This window comes from Streptomyces sp. NPDC019443 (assembly GCF_044389785.1).
Lineage (GTDB): Bacteria > Actinomycetota > Actinomycetes > Streptomycetales > Streptomycetaceae > Streptomyces.
Genome location: NZ_JBIRYJ010000003.1, coordinates 194,876 through 210,554, shown reverse-complemented (window position 1 = coordinate 210,554; position 15,679 = coordinate 194,876). Strand labels below are relative to the sequence as shown.

General features: G+C 72.9%; 7 protein-coding genes. 4 read left to right on the top strand and 3 right to left on the bottom strand.

Annotated features, from left to right (window positions below):
- Positions 1-66: 66 nt before the first annotated feature.
- Positions 67-807 carry a carbonic anhydrase gene (locus ACH492_RS11395; protein WP_398985164.1) on the bottom strand — a complete coding sequence of 247 codons (741 nt, stop codon included), beginning with the start codon at positions 805-807 and terminating at the stop codon, positions 67-69.
- Between the two features lie 89 nt (positions 808-896).
- Positions 897-1,793: a YbhN family protein gene (locus ACH492_RS11390; protein WP_398985162.1), complete on the bottom strand. Its 897-nt coding sequence runs from the start codon at positions 1,791-1,793 to the stop codon at positions 897-899.
- Positions 1,794-2,087: 294 nt separating this feature from the next.
- Here ACH492_RS11390 and ACH492_RS11385 point away from each other — a divergent pair, with 294 nt between their 5' ends.
- Positions 2,088-2,804, top strand: coding sequence for a flavodoxin family protein (locus ACH492_RS11385; protein ID WP_398985160.1), 717 nt, complete (start codon positions 2,088-2,090; stop codon positions 2,802-2,804).
- A 16-nt stretch (positions 2,805-2,820) separates the two neighbouring features.
- Here the strand turns inward: ACH492_RS11385 and ACH492_RS11380 are convergent, their stop codons facing one another.
- The gene (locus tag ACH492_RS11380) at positions 2,821-3,714 is read right to left on the bottom strand and encodes a LysR substrate-binding domain-containing protein (protein WP_398985158.1); all 894 of its coding nucleotides are present in this window, start codon (positions 3,712-3,714) and stop codon (positions 2,821-2,823) included.
- Between the two features lie 308 nt (positions 3,715-4,022).
- On the opposite strand from ACH492_RS11380, the gene ACH492_RS11375 reads away from it, so the two are divergent.
- Genes ACH492_RS11375 through ACH492_RS11365 form a run of 3 tightly spaced genes read left to right on the top strand, consistent with a single transcriptional unit; the run spans position 4,023 to position 15,673 of the window.
- Positions 4,023-10,754, top strand: coding sequence for an SDR family NAD(P)-dependent oxidoreductase (locus ACH492_RS11375; RefSeq protein WP_398985156.1), 6,732 nt, complete (start codon positions 4,023-4,025; stop codon positions 10,752-10,754).
- Entirely contained in the window at positions 10,747-15,315 is a 4,569-nt protein-coding gene (locus tag ACH492_RS11370; RefSeq protein ID WP_398985154.1) for a beta-ketoacyl synthase N-terminal-like domain-containing protein, read from the top strand. The genes ACH492_RS11375 and ACH492_RS11370 overlap by 8 nt, the downstream gene beginning before the upstream one ends.
- Positions 15,305-15,673, top strand: coding sequence for a phosphopantetheine-binding protein (locus ACH492_RS11365; RefSeq protein ID WP_398985152.1), 369 nt, complete (start codon positions 15,305-15,307; stop codon positions 15,671-15,673). The genes ACH492_RS11370 and ACH492_RS11365 overlap by 11 nt, the downstream gene beginning before the upstream one ends.
- Positions 15,674-15,679: the final 6 nt, after the last annotated feature.

The following is a 15,679-nucleotide window of genomic DNA, read 5'->3' as shown; positions in this document are numbered from 1 at the left end:
CTTCCGTCACGACTGGTTCCCGCGAGGGCGAGGGCGAGGGCGAGCGGCACTGGCGAGGGGCGACGCTCAGTGGACCGCGTGGACGAGTTGTGAATGCAGCTCGTAGCGGGCTCCAACGATGGCGAGGTCCCCGGCCGCCACCTTGTCGGCGAGATCGGGCTCGGCGGCGAGGCGTGAGCGGACCAGGCCGACGTTGCGCGTGACGGTGGAGTCGACGCGGGCGTCGCCGTGCTGGCTGTGGTCTATGGCCGGGCGTATCTGCTCGGCCAGGTACTGGATGTGTGCGGGAAGCTGTTCTCCGGCCTCGTCCGCGTGGACGGCCGCGGACACCGCGCCGCACGACTGGTGTCCGAGGACCAGGATCAACGGTATGTCCAGTTCCAGTACGCCGTAGGCGATGGAGCCCAGGACGGCTTCGTCCAGTACCTCGCCGGCCGACCGCACCGTCAGCAGGTCGCCGAGCCCCTGGTCGAAGACCAGCTCCGGCGGTACGCGCGAGTCGATGCACCCCAGGATGACCGCGAACGGGTGCTGACCCGGCACGAGCGCCTGGCGCACGGACGGGGACTCGTGGGGGTGCTGCTGCTGGAATCTGCGCCACCGCCGGTTGCCGGCGGACAATGCGCGCAGCGCCTCGTCCGGGGTGACTTGCTGTGTGCGCGGGGCCGGTATTCGGGGTGCGGCCGTGGCGGGTGTGGTGCCGAGTGTGAGGCCCGCGCCGACCGTGGCGGTTCCCGCGAGGGCGGCACGGAGCAGAGCACGACGTCCTGTGCCGGCAGGCACGGGCTGGTGTCGGTTCAGAATCATGCCGTGAACCCAACCACCGTCGGACGGTTCGCGATTCGTGTTTGTGATCTGTTGGCGCATTTATGAACTGATCATGGCGGGGACCGGTCTCAGATCACCTTCGAGCGGACCAGGACACCGAGCACCAGGGCGCCGGGAACCAGTGGCAGCCACACCGTGATGATCCGGTACCCGAGGACGACGGACGTGGCCACCGCGATCGAAACCCCGGTGGTGACAAGGGCGATGACGAGCCCCGCGTCCACCGAGCCGATGCCGCCAGGTGTCGGTACGACGGCGGCCAGGGTGCTCCCGGCAAGGTAGGCGATCCCGATGTGGACCATCGGCACGGACACGTCCAGGGCCATCGCCACGGCGACCAGTCCCGCAGCCTGAATGGTGGGATAGGCCAGCGCGCCGCCCCACAGGGCCAGCACTCTCGTGGGCCTGCTGTGCACCGAGCGTGCGTCGCTCAGCGCGGTGTCGACAAACGCGCGGACGGCCCTGCGCAGCGGCCGTACCGTCCCAAGCGTCACCGCCACCGCGCAGACCAGGCATCCCGCCACGAGCAGCAGCGGGCCTGCCGCGTCCGGCATGAGACCCTCCAGTCGCAGCGCGTTCGGAGAGGCGGCGAGCAGCACGAGCAGCAGAGCGATGCGGCCGGTGCCCGCCGCCAGCATGTGCAGGGCCAGAGCGGCACAGGACCGCGACAGCGAGAGCCCGCAGCGCTGGAGAAAACGCAGATTGACCGTGCCCGCGCCGAGGCCCGCCGGGAGGAGATGGTTGGCGGCTCCGGCGGCGAATTGCGTCACGAAGAGCCGCACCGCGGGGAGCGGTTCGAGGGTCGCTCCCTGCCGTGTGAAGGAGACGGCGACCCAGCCGAGCACAGTGAGTGCGGCGGCCACCAGCAGCCAGCGCTGGTTGGCCGAGAGGAGTTCGCTGCCGCCTGCCGTGATGAGAGGCCAGTGCTGGGCCGCCCAGAGGCCGACGGCAGCGATCGGCACCATGCAGGCGATCTGTCGCAGTGGCAGTCCCCGGAGGGGGTTTGCACGGGGGGTGGCCATGGCCTCGGTTTGTCTCCGCTCCGCACACACCGCCAGGACAACGTCGCGTCACCAGGCTGCCCACGGTGTGCGACGCGCAGGTGCCGTACGGCCGACCGGCGTGGGGCGCGCCGATTGCCGGAAGACGACGGCGTCACCTGGCGTACCGCTGTGAGCGCACGGCGCGCGCCTGCGTGCGCTCGTGCCCCGAGGGCAGCAGTCTGGTGCTGGTGTCCCACCCCTACGAGGAGACGGCCGATGCCCGCGACGACGTACCGCTACGACGGGCTGCGCGCCCTGTTCGTCAACTGCACGCTCAAGCGCTCCCCGGAGACCAGCAACACCGAGGGCCTGATCGAAAAGAGCCGCGCCGTCCTGGACCAGAACGGCGTCGCGACCGAGGTGATCCGCGCTGTGGACCACGACATCGCGACCGGTGTCTGGCCCGATATGACCGAGCACGGCTGGGAGAGTGACGCCTGGCCCCAGCTGTACGAAAAGGTCATGGCCGCTGACATGCTCATCCTCTGCGGGCCCATCTGGCTCGGCGACAACAGCTCCGTGATGAAGCAGGTCGTCGAGCGCCTCTACGCCTGCTCCAGCATCCTCAACGACCGTGGCCAGTACGCGTATTACGGCCGAGTCGGCGGCTGTCTGATCACCGGCAACGAGGACGGCGTCAAACACTGCGCCATGAACGTCCTCTACAGCCTCCAGCACCTCGGGTACACGATTCCGCCGCAGGCCGACGCCGGCTGGATCGGCGAAGCCGGTCCGGGCCCGTCCTACCTGGACCCGGGTTCGGGTGGCCCGGAGAACGACTTCACCAATCGCAACACGACCTTCATGACGTGGAACCTCATGCATCTCGGCGCAATGCTGAAGCAGGCGGGCGGCATCCCGGCCCACGGCAACCAGCGCTCCGAATGGGACGCCGGCTGCCGCGACGACTATCCCAACCCCGAACACCGCTGACCCCGTCGGCCCGGATTCAGCCGGCGGGTTCCCGTACGGGTGTGTTGTGCCGGGCGTGCGACAGGAAGGCTCGGGCGCTGCGGCTGAGCGGGCCGCGCGGGTGCACGATGCCGACGGCGCGCAGCAGCGGCGGGGTGAAGGAGCGGACTTCGACGCGGTGGCCGAAGGCCCGTAACACCATGTCCCGGTACCAGATCAGCGAGCCACGCCCGTTCACGACGCTTGTCACCCAGGCCAGCCGCTCGTCCGCTTCCACCACCGCCACAGGACGCACCCCGAGTCGGCCGAACATCGCCTCGAGCTCAATGCGCCGGCCCGTGCCGGGAGTGGGCAGCACCATCCGCAGGCCACCGAGCATCCGGAACGGCATCGGGTCGGGCAGCCCGGAGCCCGGTGGCGAGATCAGGACGACCTCGCGGTCCTGAAGGTGGTGCGTGGACAACTCCTTGTCGACCGGGAGATCGACCAGGCCCAGTTCCGCCACGCCGTCGGTCAGAGCGCGTATGAGCGCCTCGCGGCTGTCGTGCGGGAGCAGGCGTACTTCGATGCCGGGGTGGCGTTCGGCGAAGGAAGGCACCAGGTCGGCGGCGAGGTCGAGGGAGAGGGTCGGGGTGGCGGCCACGATCAGTTTGGCGTGCGCTCTGCCGCCGTGTGCCGGGCCGATGTCCTCGATAGCCGCCACGGCGTCGAGGACCGTGCGAGCCAGGCGTACGACACGGGCGCCCTCGGGTGTGAGGGTCGCCCCCCGGCCCTTGCGGTCCAGGAGCTCCACGCCCACTCCGCGTTCCAGGGCCTGGATGGAGCGGGAGAGGGCGGGCTGGGCGACGTAGACGGAGCTCGCCGCGGCTGTGATGGAGCGGCAGTCCGCGACGGCGACGAGGTAGCGCAGCTGTTGCAGTGTGGGGGTCATGGGCGGACGTTAACCGCCGGGCAGTGCAGGGTGTAAGAGGCGTGTTGCTATCAAGTGCCCAGCTCTACAAGGAAGTTGATATCAAGTCAGGTTGCGTTCCATACCGCTGCGGCATGGGTGGCGGATGTGCGTTGACAGTGCGGCCCCCTCGCCGCAGGATGCAACGCGGCATCACACGTTACCCGTCGGTTACTTCTCGCCGGGTGCCCGTACACGTCCTCTGCCTGCCGCGATCCGACCGTCGCACGGCCTGAACCACCGCTCCCTCGCCCGGCCCTGGTGGGAACCCCGGAACCCAAGGAGAGCCCGTGATCTCTCAGCCCGCCCGGCAAGCAGGCCGGGACCTCGTCGTCGTGGTCAGCCCGTTCGAGGAGCCCGACGCCCCGATGGTCGCGGCCGCGGGACGGGCCGGTGCGCTGGGCCTGCTCGACCTCGGCAGGGATCGCGACCGGGCGCGCACCGCGATGGCCGGGCTGCGGGGCCGCTACGGCGTCCGCCTGCCGGCCGGATGCCCGCTCACCCCGGACGAACTGCCCGCCGCCGTGGAGACCGTGCTGCTCACCGAGCCCTGGTGGCGCTCCGGCACGGAGGTCTGGGCGGCCGGTGGCAGGCGCCAGGTCTGGGCCGAGGTCATCAGCCCCGCCGAGGCTGCGGCCGCCGTCGCCGCCGGCGCGGCCTGCCTCGTCGCCAAGGGACACGAGGCCGGCGGCCGGGTCGGCGAACTGACCACTTCCGTACTGCTGCAACGGCTGCTGGCCGACCCCGAGTTGACCGTGCCGGTTCTGGCGGCAGGAGGCATCGGCCTGCACACGGCGGCCGCGGCCGTCGCGGGCGGAGCCGCCGGCGTCGTACTCGACACGCAGCTCGCGCTCACCACCGAAGGGGCGGCCCGACTTCCCGCCGCCGTCGAGGCCGCGATCCGGGCCATGGACGGCAGCGAAACCACCCTCGTCGCGGGCTACCGTGTGTACACCCGTCCCGACCTGGCACCGCCGAAAGGGAACATCGCCGAACTCCTCGGCGCCCGCGGCCTGCACACGCAGCCACTACCCATCGGACAGGACGGGCCGATCGCCGCCCGGCTTGCCTCGCGCCACCGCACCACCGGCTCCGTCGTACAGGCCGTCAGGGCGGCCATCACCGACCACCTCGAAGCGGCAGTACGAGCCCGCCCCCTCCAGCAGCGCCCGGGCGAACGCCGCCTGCCTGTGGTCCAAGGCCCCATGACCCGCGTCAGCGACCGGCCCGCCTTCGCCTCCGCCGTGGCAGAAGCGGGCGGGCTGCCCTTTCTGGCCCTGGCCGTGATGGACGGCCGGGACGTGCGCGAGCTGCTCAGTGAAACCGCCGAGCGCCTGGCCGGCCGGGACTGGGGTGTCGGACTGCTCGGCTTCGCCCCCGACGAACTACGCCGCGAACAGCTCGCCGCCGTGGCCGGGATAGGGCCCCCGTACGCGATCATCGCCGGCGGCCGGCCCGCCCAGGCCGCCCCACTCGAAGCCGCCGGGACCCGGACGTATCTGCATGTGCCCTCCCCGGGACTGCTGGAGCAGTTTCTCGCCGAGGGAGCGCGCAGGTTCGTCTTCGAAGGGCTCGAATGCGGCGGCCACATCGGCCCGCGTGCCGCCTTCCCGCTCTGGGAGGAGCAGATCGAGCGGCTGCTCGCGTGCCCGTACGCCGCCGAACTCGACGTGCTCTTCGCCGGTGGTATCCACGACGAGCGATCCGCGGCGATGGCGATGGCAGCCGCCGGTCCGCTCGCCGAGCGCGGGGTCCGGACCGGCGTCCTCATGGGCACCGCCTATCTGTTCACCGAGGAGGCCGTCGCCGCCGGAGCCGTGCTGCCCGGCTTCCAGCGGACGGCGATCGAGTGCGAGTCCACCGAGCTGCTGCGCACCGCCCCCGGTCACGCCACACGCTGCGCAACGACGCCGTACGCCGATGCCTTCACCGCCACCGCACGGCGGCTTCGGCAGGACGGCGCGAGCCCTCATGAAGTCTGGGAGGAGCTGGAAAAACTCAACCTCGGGCGGCTGCGGATCGCCAGCAAGGGCCTGCGCCACACCGGCGCGGGCGCCGTCCCGGTGGACGAGAAGGAGCAGCGCCGCGAGGGCCTCTACATGCTCGGCCAGATCGCCACCGCCCGCACCGCCACCACCACGGTCGGGGCCCTGCACGCCCAGGTGACCGAGGGAGCGACGGCCCTGCTCGCCGAGCGGGCGGAGCAGCTCCGCAGTCTGCCGGCCAAGGACGACCGGCACGACGAAGCCCCGCTCGACATCGCCGTCGTCGGCATGGCCTGCCGCTACCCCGGTGCGGACGACCTTGCCGGGTACTGGTCGAACGTCGTCGCCGGGACCGACTCCGTCACCGCAGTGCCCGCCGGCCGCTGGGACACCGCCGCCTACCACGATCCCGACCCGGCGCGGGCCGGGGAGCGGACCCCGTCCCGGTGGGGCGGCTTCCTGCCGCCCGCGCCGTTCGACGCACTCGCCCACGGCATCGCCCCGGCCTCGCTCGGCAGCATCGAACCCGTGCAGCTGCTCGCACTCGACATCGCTGCCCGCGCCCTAGCCGACGCCGGTTACGCGGGGGAGCGGCACTTCGACCGCTCCCGCACCTCGGTCGTCTTCGGCGCCGAGGCGGGCACCGATCTCGCGGGCGCCTACGGCTTCCGCGCACTGCACCCCGGCTACCTCGGTGAGCTGCCGCCCGAGCTGGACGCCCAGCTGCCCCGGCTGACAGAGGACTCCTTCCCCGGCGTGCTCGCGAACGTCATCGCCGGGCGGGTCGCCAACCGCCTCGACCTCGGCGGCGCCAACTGCACCATCGACGCCGCCTGTGCGTCCTCGCTCGCCGCCCTCGACCTGGCCTGCAGGCAACTGCGCGACCGGGACAGCGACATGGTGCTGTGCGGCGGCGCCGATGTGCACAACGGCATCAACGACTACCTGATGTTCGCCTCCGTACGCGCCCTGTCGCCCACCGGCCGGTGCCGCCCCTTCGACGCCTCCGCCGACGGCATCGCCCTCGGCGAAGGCGTCGCCTGCCTCGTACTCAAGCGACTGGCGGACGCCGAACGCGACGGCGACCGCATCTACGCCGTCGTCAAGGCCGTCGGCGCCTCCAGCGACGGACGTTCCCTCGGCCTCACCGCACCCCGCCCCGAAGGGCAGCGTCGCGCACTGGAACGCGCCTACCGGCGAGCCGGAGTCACGCCCGCCGAGATCGGCCTCGTGGAGGCACACGGCACGGGCACCGTCGTCGGGGACAGCACCGAACTGGCCGTCCTCACCGAGGTGTTCGCAGATGGCGACACGGGCTCCTGCTCGCTCGGCTCGGTCAAGTCGCAGCTCGGCCATACGAAATGCGCGGCGGGCCTGGCCGGGCTCGTCAAGGCGGCTCGGGCCGTGCACTCCGGCGTGCGGCCGCCGACCCTGCACCTGACCAGCCCCAACCCCGCCTGGCAGCCGGATACCAGCCCCTTCTGCTTCGACACCGAGGCCAGGCCGTGGGCCGCGCCCGCCGGGCAACGGCTCGCCGCGGTCAGTGCCTTCGGCTTCGGCGGCACCAACTACCACGCGGTCCTCGCCGGCTACGGGGATGCGGGCGAGCCCGCACACGGGCTGGATGCCTGGCCCGCCGAGCTGTTCTGCTTCCGGGGCACCGACCGTGTGGCCGCACTCCGTGCGATCGACCGCCTCGCCGCCAGGCTGGAACAGAACGACGCGGCGGGACGTCCATGGCCGCTGCGCGACCTCGCCGCCGAGACCTCTGCCGGAGAGTGCGAGATCCAGGTCGCGGTCGTCGCCGAAAGCCTCGACGACCTGGCCGCCAAGCTGGACCTGGCCCGGGACTTCGCCACCGGCGAGGGCATACATGTGCGCAACGACGCGGGCGAGTCGGGCCGGACCGCCTTCCTCTTCCCTGGGCAGGGCAGCCAGCGTCCTGGCATGCTCGGCGATCTGTTCATCGCCTTCCCCCGGCTGCGGACGATGCTGTACGCAGCGGACCCGCGCCGCGTGAGCAGGATGTTCCCGTCAGCAGCCTTCACGCCCGAGGAACGGGCAGCCCAGCGCGCCGCCGTCACCGACACCCGGACCGCCCAGCCCGCCCTCGGCCTCACCGGCGCCGCCGCGCACCTCCTGCTCACGACGCTCGGCATACGTCCCGACTGCACGGCAGGCCACTCCTACGGCGAACTGGTCGCCCTCTGGGCCGGCGGTGTCTATGACACCGCGACCCTCCTCCGGCTCAGCGACCGCAGGGCCGACGCGATCCTCGCCGCCGCCGGTGACGACCCCGGAGCGATGGCCGCGGTGCCCGCCCCGCCGGGGGAGCTGCCGGAACTGCCACCCGGCTGTGTTGTCGCGAACCACAACTCGCCGTCCCAGTGCGTCATCTCAGGGCCCACGCAGGCGGTCGACGCCGCGATCGGCGCGCTGCGCGACGCGGGCATCGCCGCCGAACGCATCCCGGTCGCCTGCGCCTTCCACAGCGGCGTCGTCGCGGGCGCCGCCGACGCGCTGGCCGCGGAACTGGCCGGTTCGGCCGTGGCCGGGCCCGCGGTCCCGGTCTGGTCGAACACCACCGCGCGCCCCTACCCCGCCGACGCGGTGGGCGTACGGGAGTTGCTGGCCCGCCAGCTCGCCGAACCCGTGCGTTTCGCCGAGCAGATCGAGGCCATGTACGCCTCCGGGGTACGGACCTTCGTGGAGGCCGGGCCTGGCCGGGTGCTCACCGGGCTCGTCGGCCGCATCCTGGGCGACCGGCCGCACGCCGCCGTCCCGCTCGACGTCCCGGGCGAACACGGGCTGAGCCGCCTGGTGACCACGCTGGCCGAACTCGCCGCGGCGGGCGTCCCGTTCGACCCGGAGCCTCTGTTCAAGGGCCGTACCTCGGCCCTGCCCGCCGAGACGCCCAGGCGCGCCGGCTGGCTGGTGGACGGCCATCTCGTACGGACGGCGGACGGCGAAGCAGTGGCGGGCGGCCTGCGCCCGGCCCGGCGAGTGGCGGCGGCCCCTGCCCCGGCGGCCGCGGACCGGCGGGAGGACGCCGTACTGGAGTACCTGCGCGGAGCCCGGGAGCTGGTCGCCGCGCAACGGGACGTCCTGCTGGGCTACTTGGGGGCCGACCGCGTGCCGCTACCGGCGACCGCACCCGCGCGGGAGCCAGAACCCCTCGCGCCCCGGCCCGCCGCCGACGAGTCCCAAGCCGGCCCCCTGACGCGCGAGCAGCTCATGGACGCCGTACTGGAGATCGTCCATGTCCGCACCGGTTACCCGAGGGAGATGCTCGATCCCGCACTCGATTTGGAAGCCGACCTATCGGTGGACTCCATCAAGCGGGTGGAGATCATCGGTGCGCTGGCCGACCGCATCGGGCTGCCGCGCGGTCAGGACGGCCCGGCGGAATCGGCCGTCGAGGAACTCTCCCGGCTGAAGACCATCAGCGGCATCGTCGACTGGATTGTCGCGCGAGGACCTGTCACCGAGCCTGAAGCGCCCCCGGCCGCCGAGGCGCCCAAGCACCAGGACGCGCCTCGCCCGACGCTGCCCGCGCGACTCCTGGTCGAGGTCGCTCCCGTGGGGCCGCCCACCACCCGCGACCCGGCCGATGTGCTACCCGGCCTGCGGTTCGCCGTCGTCGACGACGGCCTCGGGGTTGCCCTCGCCCTCGCCGCCGCGCTGGAGTCGCACGGCGCCGAGGTGCGCACCCTCCACCCCGACCGCCTGGCGGACGCCGCCGGGACCGACGGCGTCGTGGACCTCAGCGCGCTGCGCCCCGTCCCGGACCCCGTGCTTCCGGAGACCTTCGGCGCATTGCGCGCGACATTGACGGCGGGCACACGCCGACTGCTGCTCGTCACCGGACGCGGCGGAGCGTTCGGCCGTTCCGTGCCGTCACACGAATCGCCGGTCCCCGCCGATCCGATCCCCGGCGTGGGACTGTACGGCTTCGCCCGTACCGCGGCGATCGAACACCCCGGCACCGCCGTGCGCGCCGTGGACATCGACCCCAAGGACCGCCCCGAGCGGATCGCCGCCCATCTGATCGCCGAACTGTGCGCCCCCGAGGAGCCAGTGGTCATCGGCTACACCAACGGCACTCGCAACACTCTGCGCACCGTCGCCGTCCCCCTCCCCGTCAGCGAAGCGGCGCCACCGCTTCCGATCGGCCGCGACGCGGTGGTGCTGCTCACCGGCGGGGCTCGTGGCATCACGGCTCGTACGGCCATCGCCATCGCCGAAGCCACCGGCTGCCACATCGAACTCATCGGCCGCACCCCGCCCCCCGACGACGCCGAGGACCCGGCAGTCGCCCACGCCCACGACAGGGTCGCCCTGCGTGCGGCCCTCGTACGGCAGGGCCTGCGCACCCCCGCAGAGATCGAGACGGCCGCGACCCGCATCCTCGCCGCACGCGAGATCCGTACCACCCTCGCCGTCCTCACCTCCACTGCCGCTTCCGTGCGCTATCACGCGGCGGACGTCACCGACGCAGATGCCGTACGCGCGGTCATCCGCGACGTACGTACGCGCCAGGGCCGCCTCGACGGCATCGTGCACGGAGCCGGAATCCTCGAGGACAGGCTGCTGCGCGACAAGGCCCCGGCGTCCTTCGCGCGGGTGTTCACCACCAAGGTCGACGGCGCCCGCCATCTCGCCGACGCCGCCGCGGACCACGGCGACGGCCCCAGCCCCGCCTTCCTGGTCATGTTCGGCAGCATCGCAGGCGTCCTCGGCAACCGCGGCCAGGCCGACTACGCGGCAGCCAACGACGCCCTGGACACCCTCGCGGCCACCCCGGCCTGGTCGCGCCGCTTCCCCGGCCGGGTCCTCGCCATCGACTGGGGCCCGTGGGCGGCGGAGGCAGGCGGCATGGTCACCCCGGAGCTGGAGCGGATGTACGCGAGCCGCGGCATCCCGCTCCTCGATCCGGCCGCGGGCACGGCCGCGTTCCTCGCCGAGCTGGCGCACGGCACCACCGGCCAGGTCGTACTCCTCGCGGAAGAGGCTTCGGGGGAGAGCTCCCATGCCTGACCGCGGCCCCCGCCCGGCCGACGCCGCCATCATCGGCATGGGCGCCGTCTTCCCCGGGGCCGCCGACCTGGCCGCGTACCGTCGTAACCTCTTCGCGGGCACGGACGTCATCAGCGAAGTACCACCCGGCCGCTGGGACCCGCAGGTCTACTACGACGCGAACGGCACCGAAGGACCTGCGCGTAGCGATCACTTCTACTGTCGGCGCGGCGGTTTCATCGACGACCTCACCGCCTTCGATCCGACCCGATTCGGCATCATGCCCGCGGCCGTGGCCGGTGCGGAGCCCGACCAACTGCTCGCCCTGCGGGTCATCGCCGAGGCCGTGGCCGATGCCGGAGGCGAGGAGCGGCTGCCCGCCGACCGCTCCCGGATCGGCGTCATCCTCGGCCGTGGCGGGTTCATGGGCGTCGCCACCGCCCGCCTCGACCAGCGCGTGCGCACCGCCCACCAGCTGGCCGCGACGCTGCGCGAACTCGTTCCCGAACTGGGCGAGGAGCGGATCAAACAGGTCCGCGAAGCCTTCCAGGCGGGGCTGGGTCCCGAGCGGCCGGAGGCGTCGATCGGCCTCGTACCCAGCTTCACCGCCGCCAGGGCCGCCAACCGCCTCGACTTCCGCGGCCCCGCCTACACCCTCGACGCCGCTTGTGCCTCCTCGCTGCTCGCCGTCGAGCAGGCGGCCGGCCTGCTGGCGTCCGGCAGCTGCGACCTGATGGTCGCCGGAGCCGTCCACCACTGCCATATCGCCACACTCTGGAGCGTCTTCACCCAGCTGCGGGCGCTCAGCCCGAGCCAGCAGATCCGCCCCTTCGACCGCCGCGCCGACGGAACGCTGCTGTCCGAAGGCACGGGCGTCGTCCTCCTCAAGCGCCTCGCCGACGCCGAACGCGACGGCGACCGCGTCTACGCCGTCGTACGAGGCGTCGGCGTGGCCGGCGACGGCCGGGCCGCGAGCCTGATGAGCCCCCTGGTGGACGGCCAGGCACGCACCCTGCACCAGGCCTGGGCGCAGGCCGGCCTGGACCCGGCAGCGCCCGGCGCGCTCGGTCTGCTGGAGGCGCACGGCACCGGAACGCCGGTCGGTGACGAGGCCGAACTCACCACCCTGGCCCGCGTCTTCGGTCCGCGCACGGCAGGCGCCGAGCCGGTCGCGATGGGCTCCGTGAAGTCGATGCTCGGTCACACCATGCAGGCTTCCGGGATGGCCGGGCTGATCAAGGCCGTACTCGCGGTGCACGACGGGACGCTGCCGCCGACGCTCCATCTCGACGAGCCGCACGAGGGCTTCGCCAGGACGCGTATGCGCCCGGTGACGGTGGCGGAGCCCTGGGACCGCGGGAGCGCGCCGCGACGCGCGGGCGTGAACGCCTTCGGCTTCGGCGGGATCAACGCGCATGTGGTGCTGGAGGAGGCGCCGGGGGCCTTCGCCGCGGGCCACCTGCTGGGGCCGGGCCGACCGGTAGCGGCAGCGCGCGCCTCCGCGCCGACCGACGATCCCGAGGTGACGCTGCTGGCCGCCAGTACTCCCGGCGAACTGGGCCGTTTGGTAGAGGAGTTGCGTGTTCCGGAGCAGGCGGTGCAGTCGCCCACCTCCGACGGTCCCTGCCGTCTCGCCGTGCTCGGCCTTACCCCGAAGCGCCGGGCTCTGGCCGCGGCGGTCGTTGCCCGGGGACGGCCCTGGCGCGGACGCGGCGGCGTGTGGTTCACACCGCGCCCCCTGCTCGCGCACGATGCCCGGCCGGCCCTTCTCTTCCCCGGCCTTGAGCCGGACTTCACGCCGCAGGTCGATGATGTCGCCGACCGCTTCGGGCTGCCGCGGCCCGCCCTGACCGGCGGCGGCACGCTGGTGGAACGGGCGGTGGACGCCATCGCGGTCGGCCGCTTCTTCGCCCGCGTACTCCCCGAACTGGGAATCCGCCCACGGCTGTTGGCGGGGCACAGCCTGGGCGAGTGGACCGCGATGGTGGTCGCCGGGATGTACCCGCAGCACGCCGTCGACACCTTTCTCGACTCGCTGCGGCCGGGCGATCTCGACGTCCCCGATCTGGTCTACACGGCACTCGGCTGTGGGGCGGAGCAGGCCACCGACGCTCTGCACGGCCTTGACCGTGTTGCGGTGAGCCACGACAACTGCCCCCACCAGGCGGTGCTGTGCGGCGAACCCCGCCCCGTGGCCGAAGCGCTGACCCGGCTGGCCGACCAGGGCGTACTCACCCAGGAGCTGCCCTTCCGGTCGGGCTTCCACACACCCATGTGGGCGCCCTACCTCGACCAAGTGCGCGCCGCCTTCGCCCGACTGCCGCTCCGGCCGCCGGACGTGCCCGTCTGGTCCGCGACCACGGCCGCCACATATCCGGGTGAGGAGCAGGACGTACGGGACGTGGTGTTGCGCCATCTGCTGGAGCCGGTGCGCTTCCGGGAGTTGACGACACGGTTGTACGCCGAGGGCGTGCGGGCCTTCGTACAGATGGGCCCCGGCAGCCTCCCGGGCTTCGTGTCGGACACTCTGCACGGCCGGGACCACCTCGCGGTCTCCGCGGGCGCGTCCCGGGGCGGCAACGGGCTGGACCAACTGCGCCGGCTGGCGGCGGCGCTGTGGACGGAGGGGCTGAACCCCCGCTGGGACCGGCTGACGAAGCGCGCGAATGCGGTGCTGGGGCAGGGCGTTGTGAGGTGCGGTCCGGGGTCGAACGGCACGCCGCCCGCCGAGTCGGCCGCGCCCGTCGCTGTGACCGCGCCCGCTGCCCCCGAGCCGAGTCTCGCGCGGCTCGATCTCGGCTCTCCGCTGGTGAGTCTGGGTGGCGCGGTGTCCCCGCTCCACCTGGCTCGCCCGTCCGGGAAGGCACGGACAGCCGACACTGACCAACCACCTGTACTGCTCTCGGCCCTCGACGCCGTACTGGAGGAGACGGAAGACGCGGCGCGCGCCGTCGCCGAAGCCTGGCGCGCGGCACCCGCCCCGCAGTCGCCGACGCGAACCGCCCCCAACACCCCGGACGAAACGGCGCCTGCCCACCGCACCCGGCGGCGGCTGTCCCTCGAGACCGTGCCGTACGTCCGCGACCACTGCGTCTATCTCCAGCCCGACAGCTGGCCCGATGCCTCGGACCGCTTCCCCGTCGTCCCCATGACCACGCTGCTGGAGCTCGCCGCGGACGCCGCCCGCCGCGCGGTACCCGGAGGCGTGGTGACCGGTTTCCGCGACGTTCGCGCGTTGCGCTGGCTGGCCGTCGCCCCGCCCGTCGACGCGGAGTTCAGCGTGATCCCCGCCCCCACCGGCGGCCAGGTCCGCGTGGAGATCGGCGGGTGCGCGACCGTCACCGTCGTCCTCGCCGACCGCCACTGCGTACCTCCCGCACCCGATCTCTCGGCGCTGACCCGGGAAGTACCGCCTCCCGTCAGCGCCGAGGCCCTCTACCGCGACCGGTGGATGTTCCACGGTCCCCAGTTCGCCGGCGTCCATGAGGTGACCGCTGTCGCCGACGACGGCATTCGCGGGGTGCTGCGCGCCCTGCCCGCGCCGGGCGCGCTGCTGGACGCCGCCGGGCAACTCCTCGGCCACTGGATGCAGTTGCGCCTGCCCGCCGACCGGCTGGTCTTCCCCGCGTCCCTGGACCGGATCAGCCTGTACGGGCCCGCCCCACGTGACGGCGCGCTGCTGCACGCCACCGCCCGCATTCGCGCCGTACGGCCGGGCTCCGTACACGGCGACGTGGAACTCGTAGCCCACGACGGCACCGTGTGGGCCCGCCTGGAAGGCTGGACGTACCGGCGTTTCGCGGCCGACGAGCGGGTGTGGCCGATGAAGTTCACTCCGGAGGTCTGTGGCATCGGCGAGCCGCAGCCCGGCGGCTGGTGCCTGGCCCGGCGCCGCTGGACCGACCCCGCCTCGCAGGAGCTGGTGATGCGGCGCTATCTGGGGGCCGCCGAGCGGGCGGCGTACGAGCAGCGCCCGCCGCGGGCCCGCACGGCCTGGCTGCTCGGGCGGATCGCCGCGAAGGACGCCGTACGCCAACTGCTGTGGGACGGGGGCGCGGGGCCGCTCTTCCCCGTGGAGGTCCCGGTAGGCAACGACGACGAGGGCCGCCCGAATGCGCAGGGCCCGCTCGCCGCCGGACTCCGGCTCTCCCTCGCCCACAAGGACCGGCTGGCCGTGGCGTACGCCCACCCCAGCCACGCGGTCGGCATCGACGTCGAGGCGGTCACCGAGGACCCCGCGGCGCTGAGCCGTATCGCGCTCACCGCAGACGAGCGGCGGCTGGCCGGCCAACTCGCCGCGCGTGAGGGGTTCGACCGGGCCCAGGCACTGACCGCACTCTGGTCCGCCAAGGAAGCCGCCGCCAAGGCCGAGGGCACCGGCCTGGGCGGCCACCTGAAGCAGTGGACCGTCAGCGAGGGCCCCACCGGGCTCCGCGTGCTCTCTCCGCGGGGCCGCACCCACACCGTACGGATCAGCACGGTCCACGATCTGCCCGGCCCTGACGCTCGGCCCACCGCCCATGTTGTCGCCTGGACCCAACCCCCCACCCCGAACCCCATGGAGGCCAGCCATGGCATCTGATCCCACCGCCGAACAGATACTCGCCGAGATCACCGCCATGCTCGTCGAGACAGTCGGCGACGAGTTCCTGCTCGCCGACGAGGTGACCCTGGCGACGACGTTCAACGAGGACCTGGCGCTGGAGAGCATCGAGTTCGTCGCACTCGCGGAAATGCTCCAGCAGCGGTACGGGTCAGCCGTGGACCTGATCGCCTTCCTGGCCGAGAAGGACATGGAGGAGATCCTGGCCATGACGGTCGGCGATCTCGTGTCCCATATCGCCGGCACACCCGCTCCGGCCGCCGCCGGCACACCCGCTCCGGCCGCCGCCGGCACACCCGCTCCGGCCGCCGTCGTCGCCAACGCCCCGGCCGGCTGAGCCCGG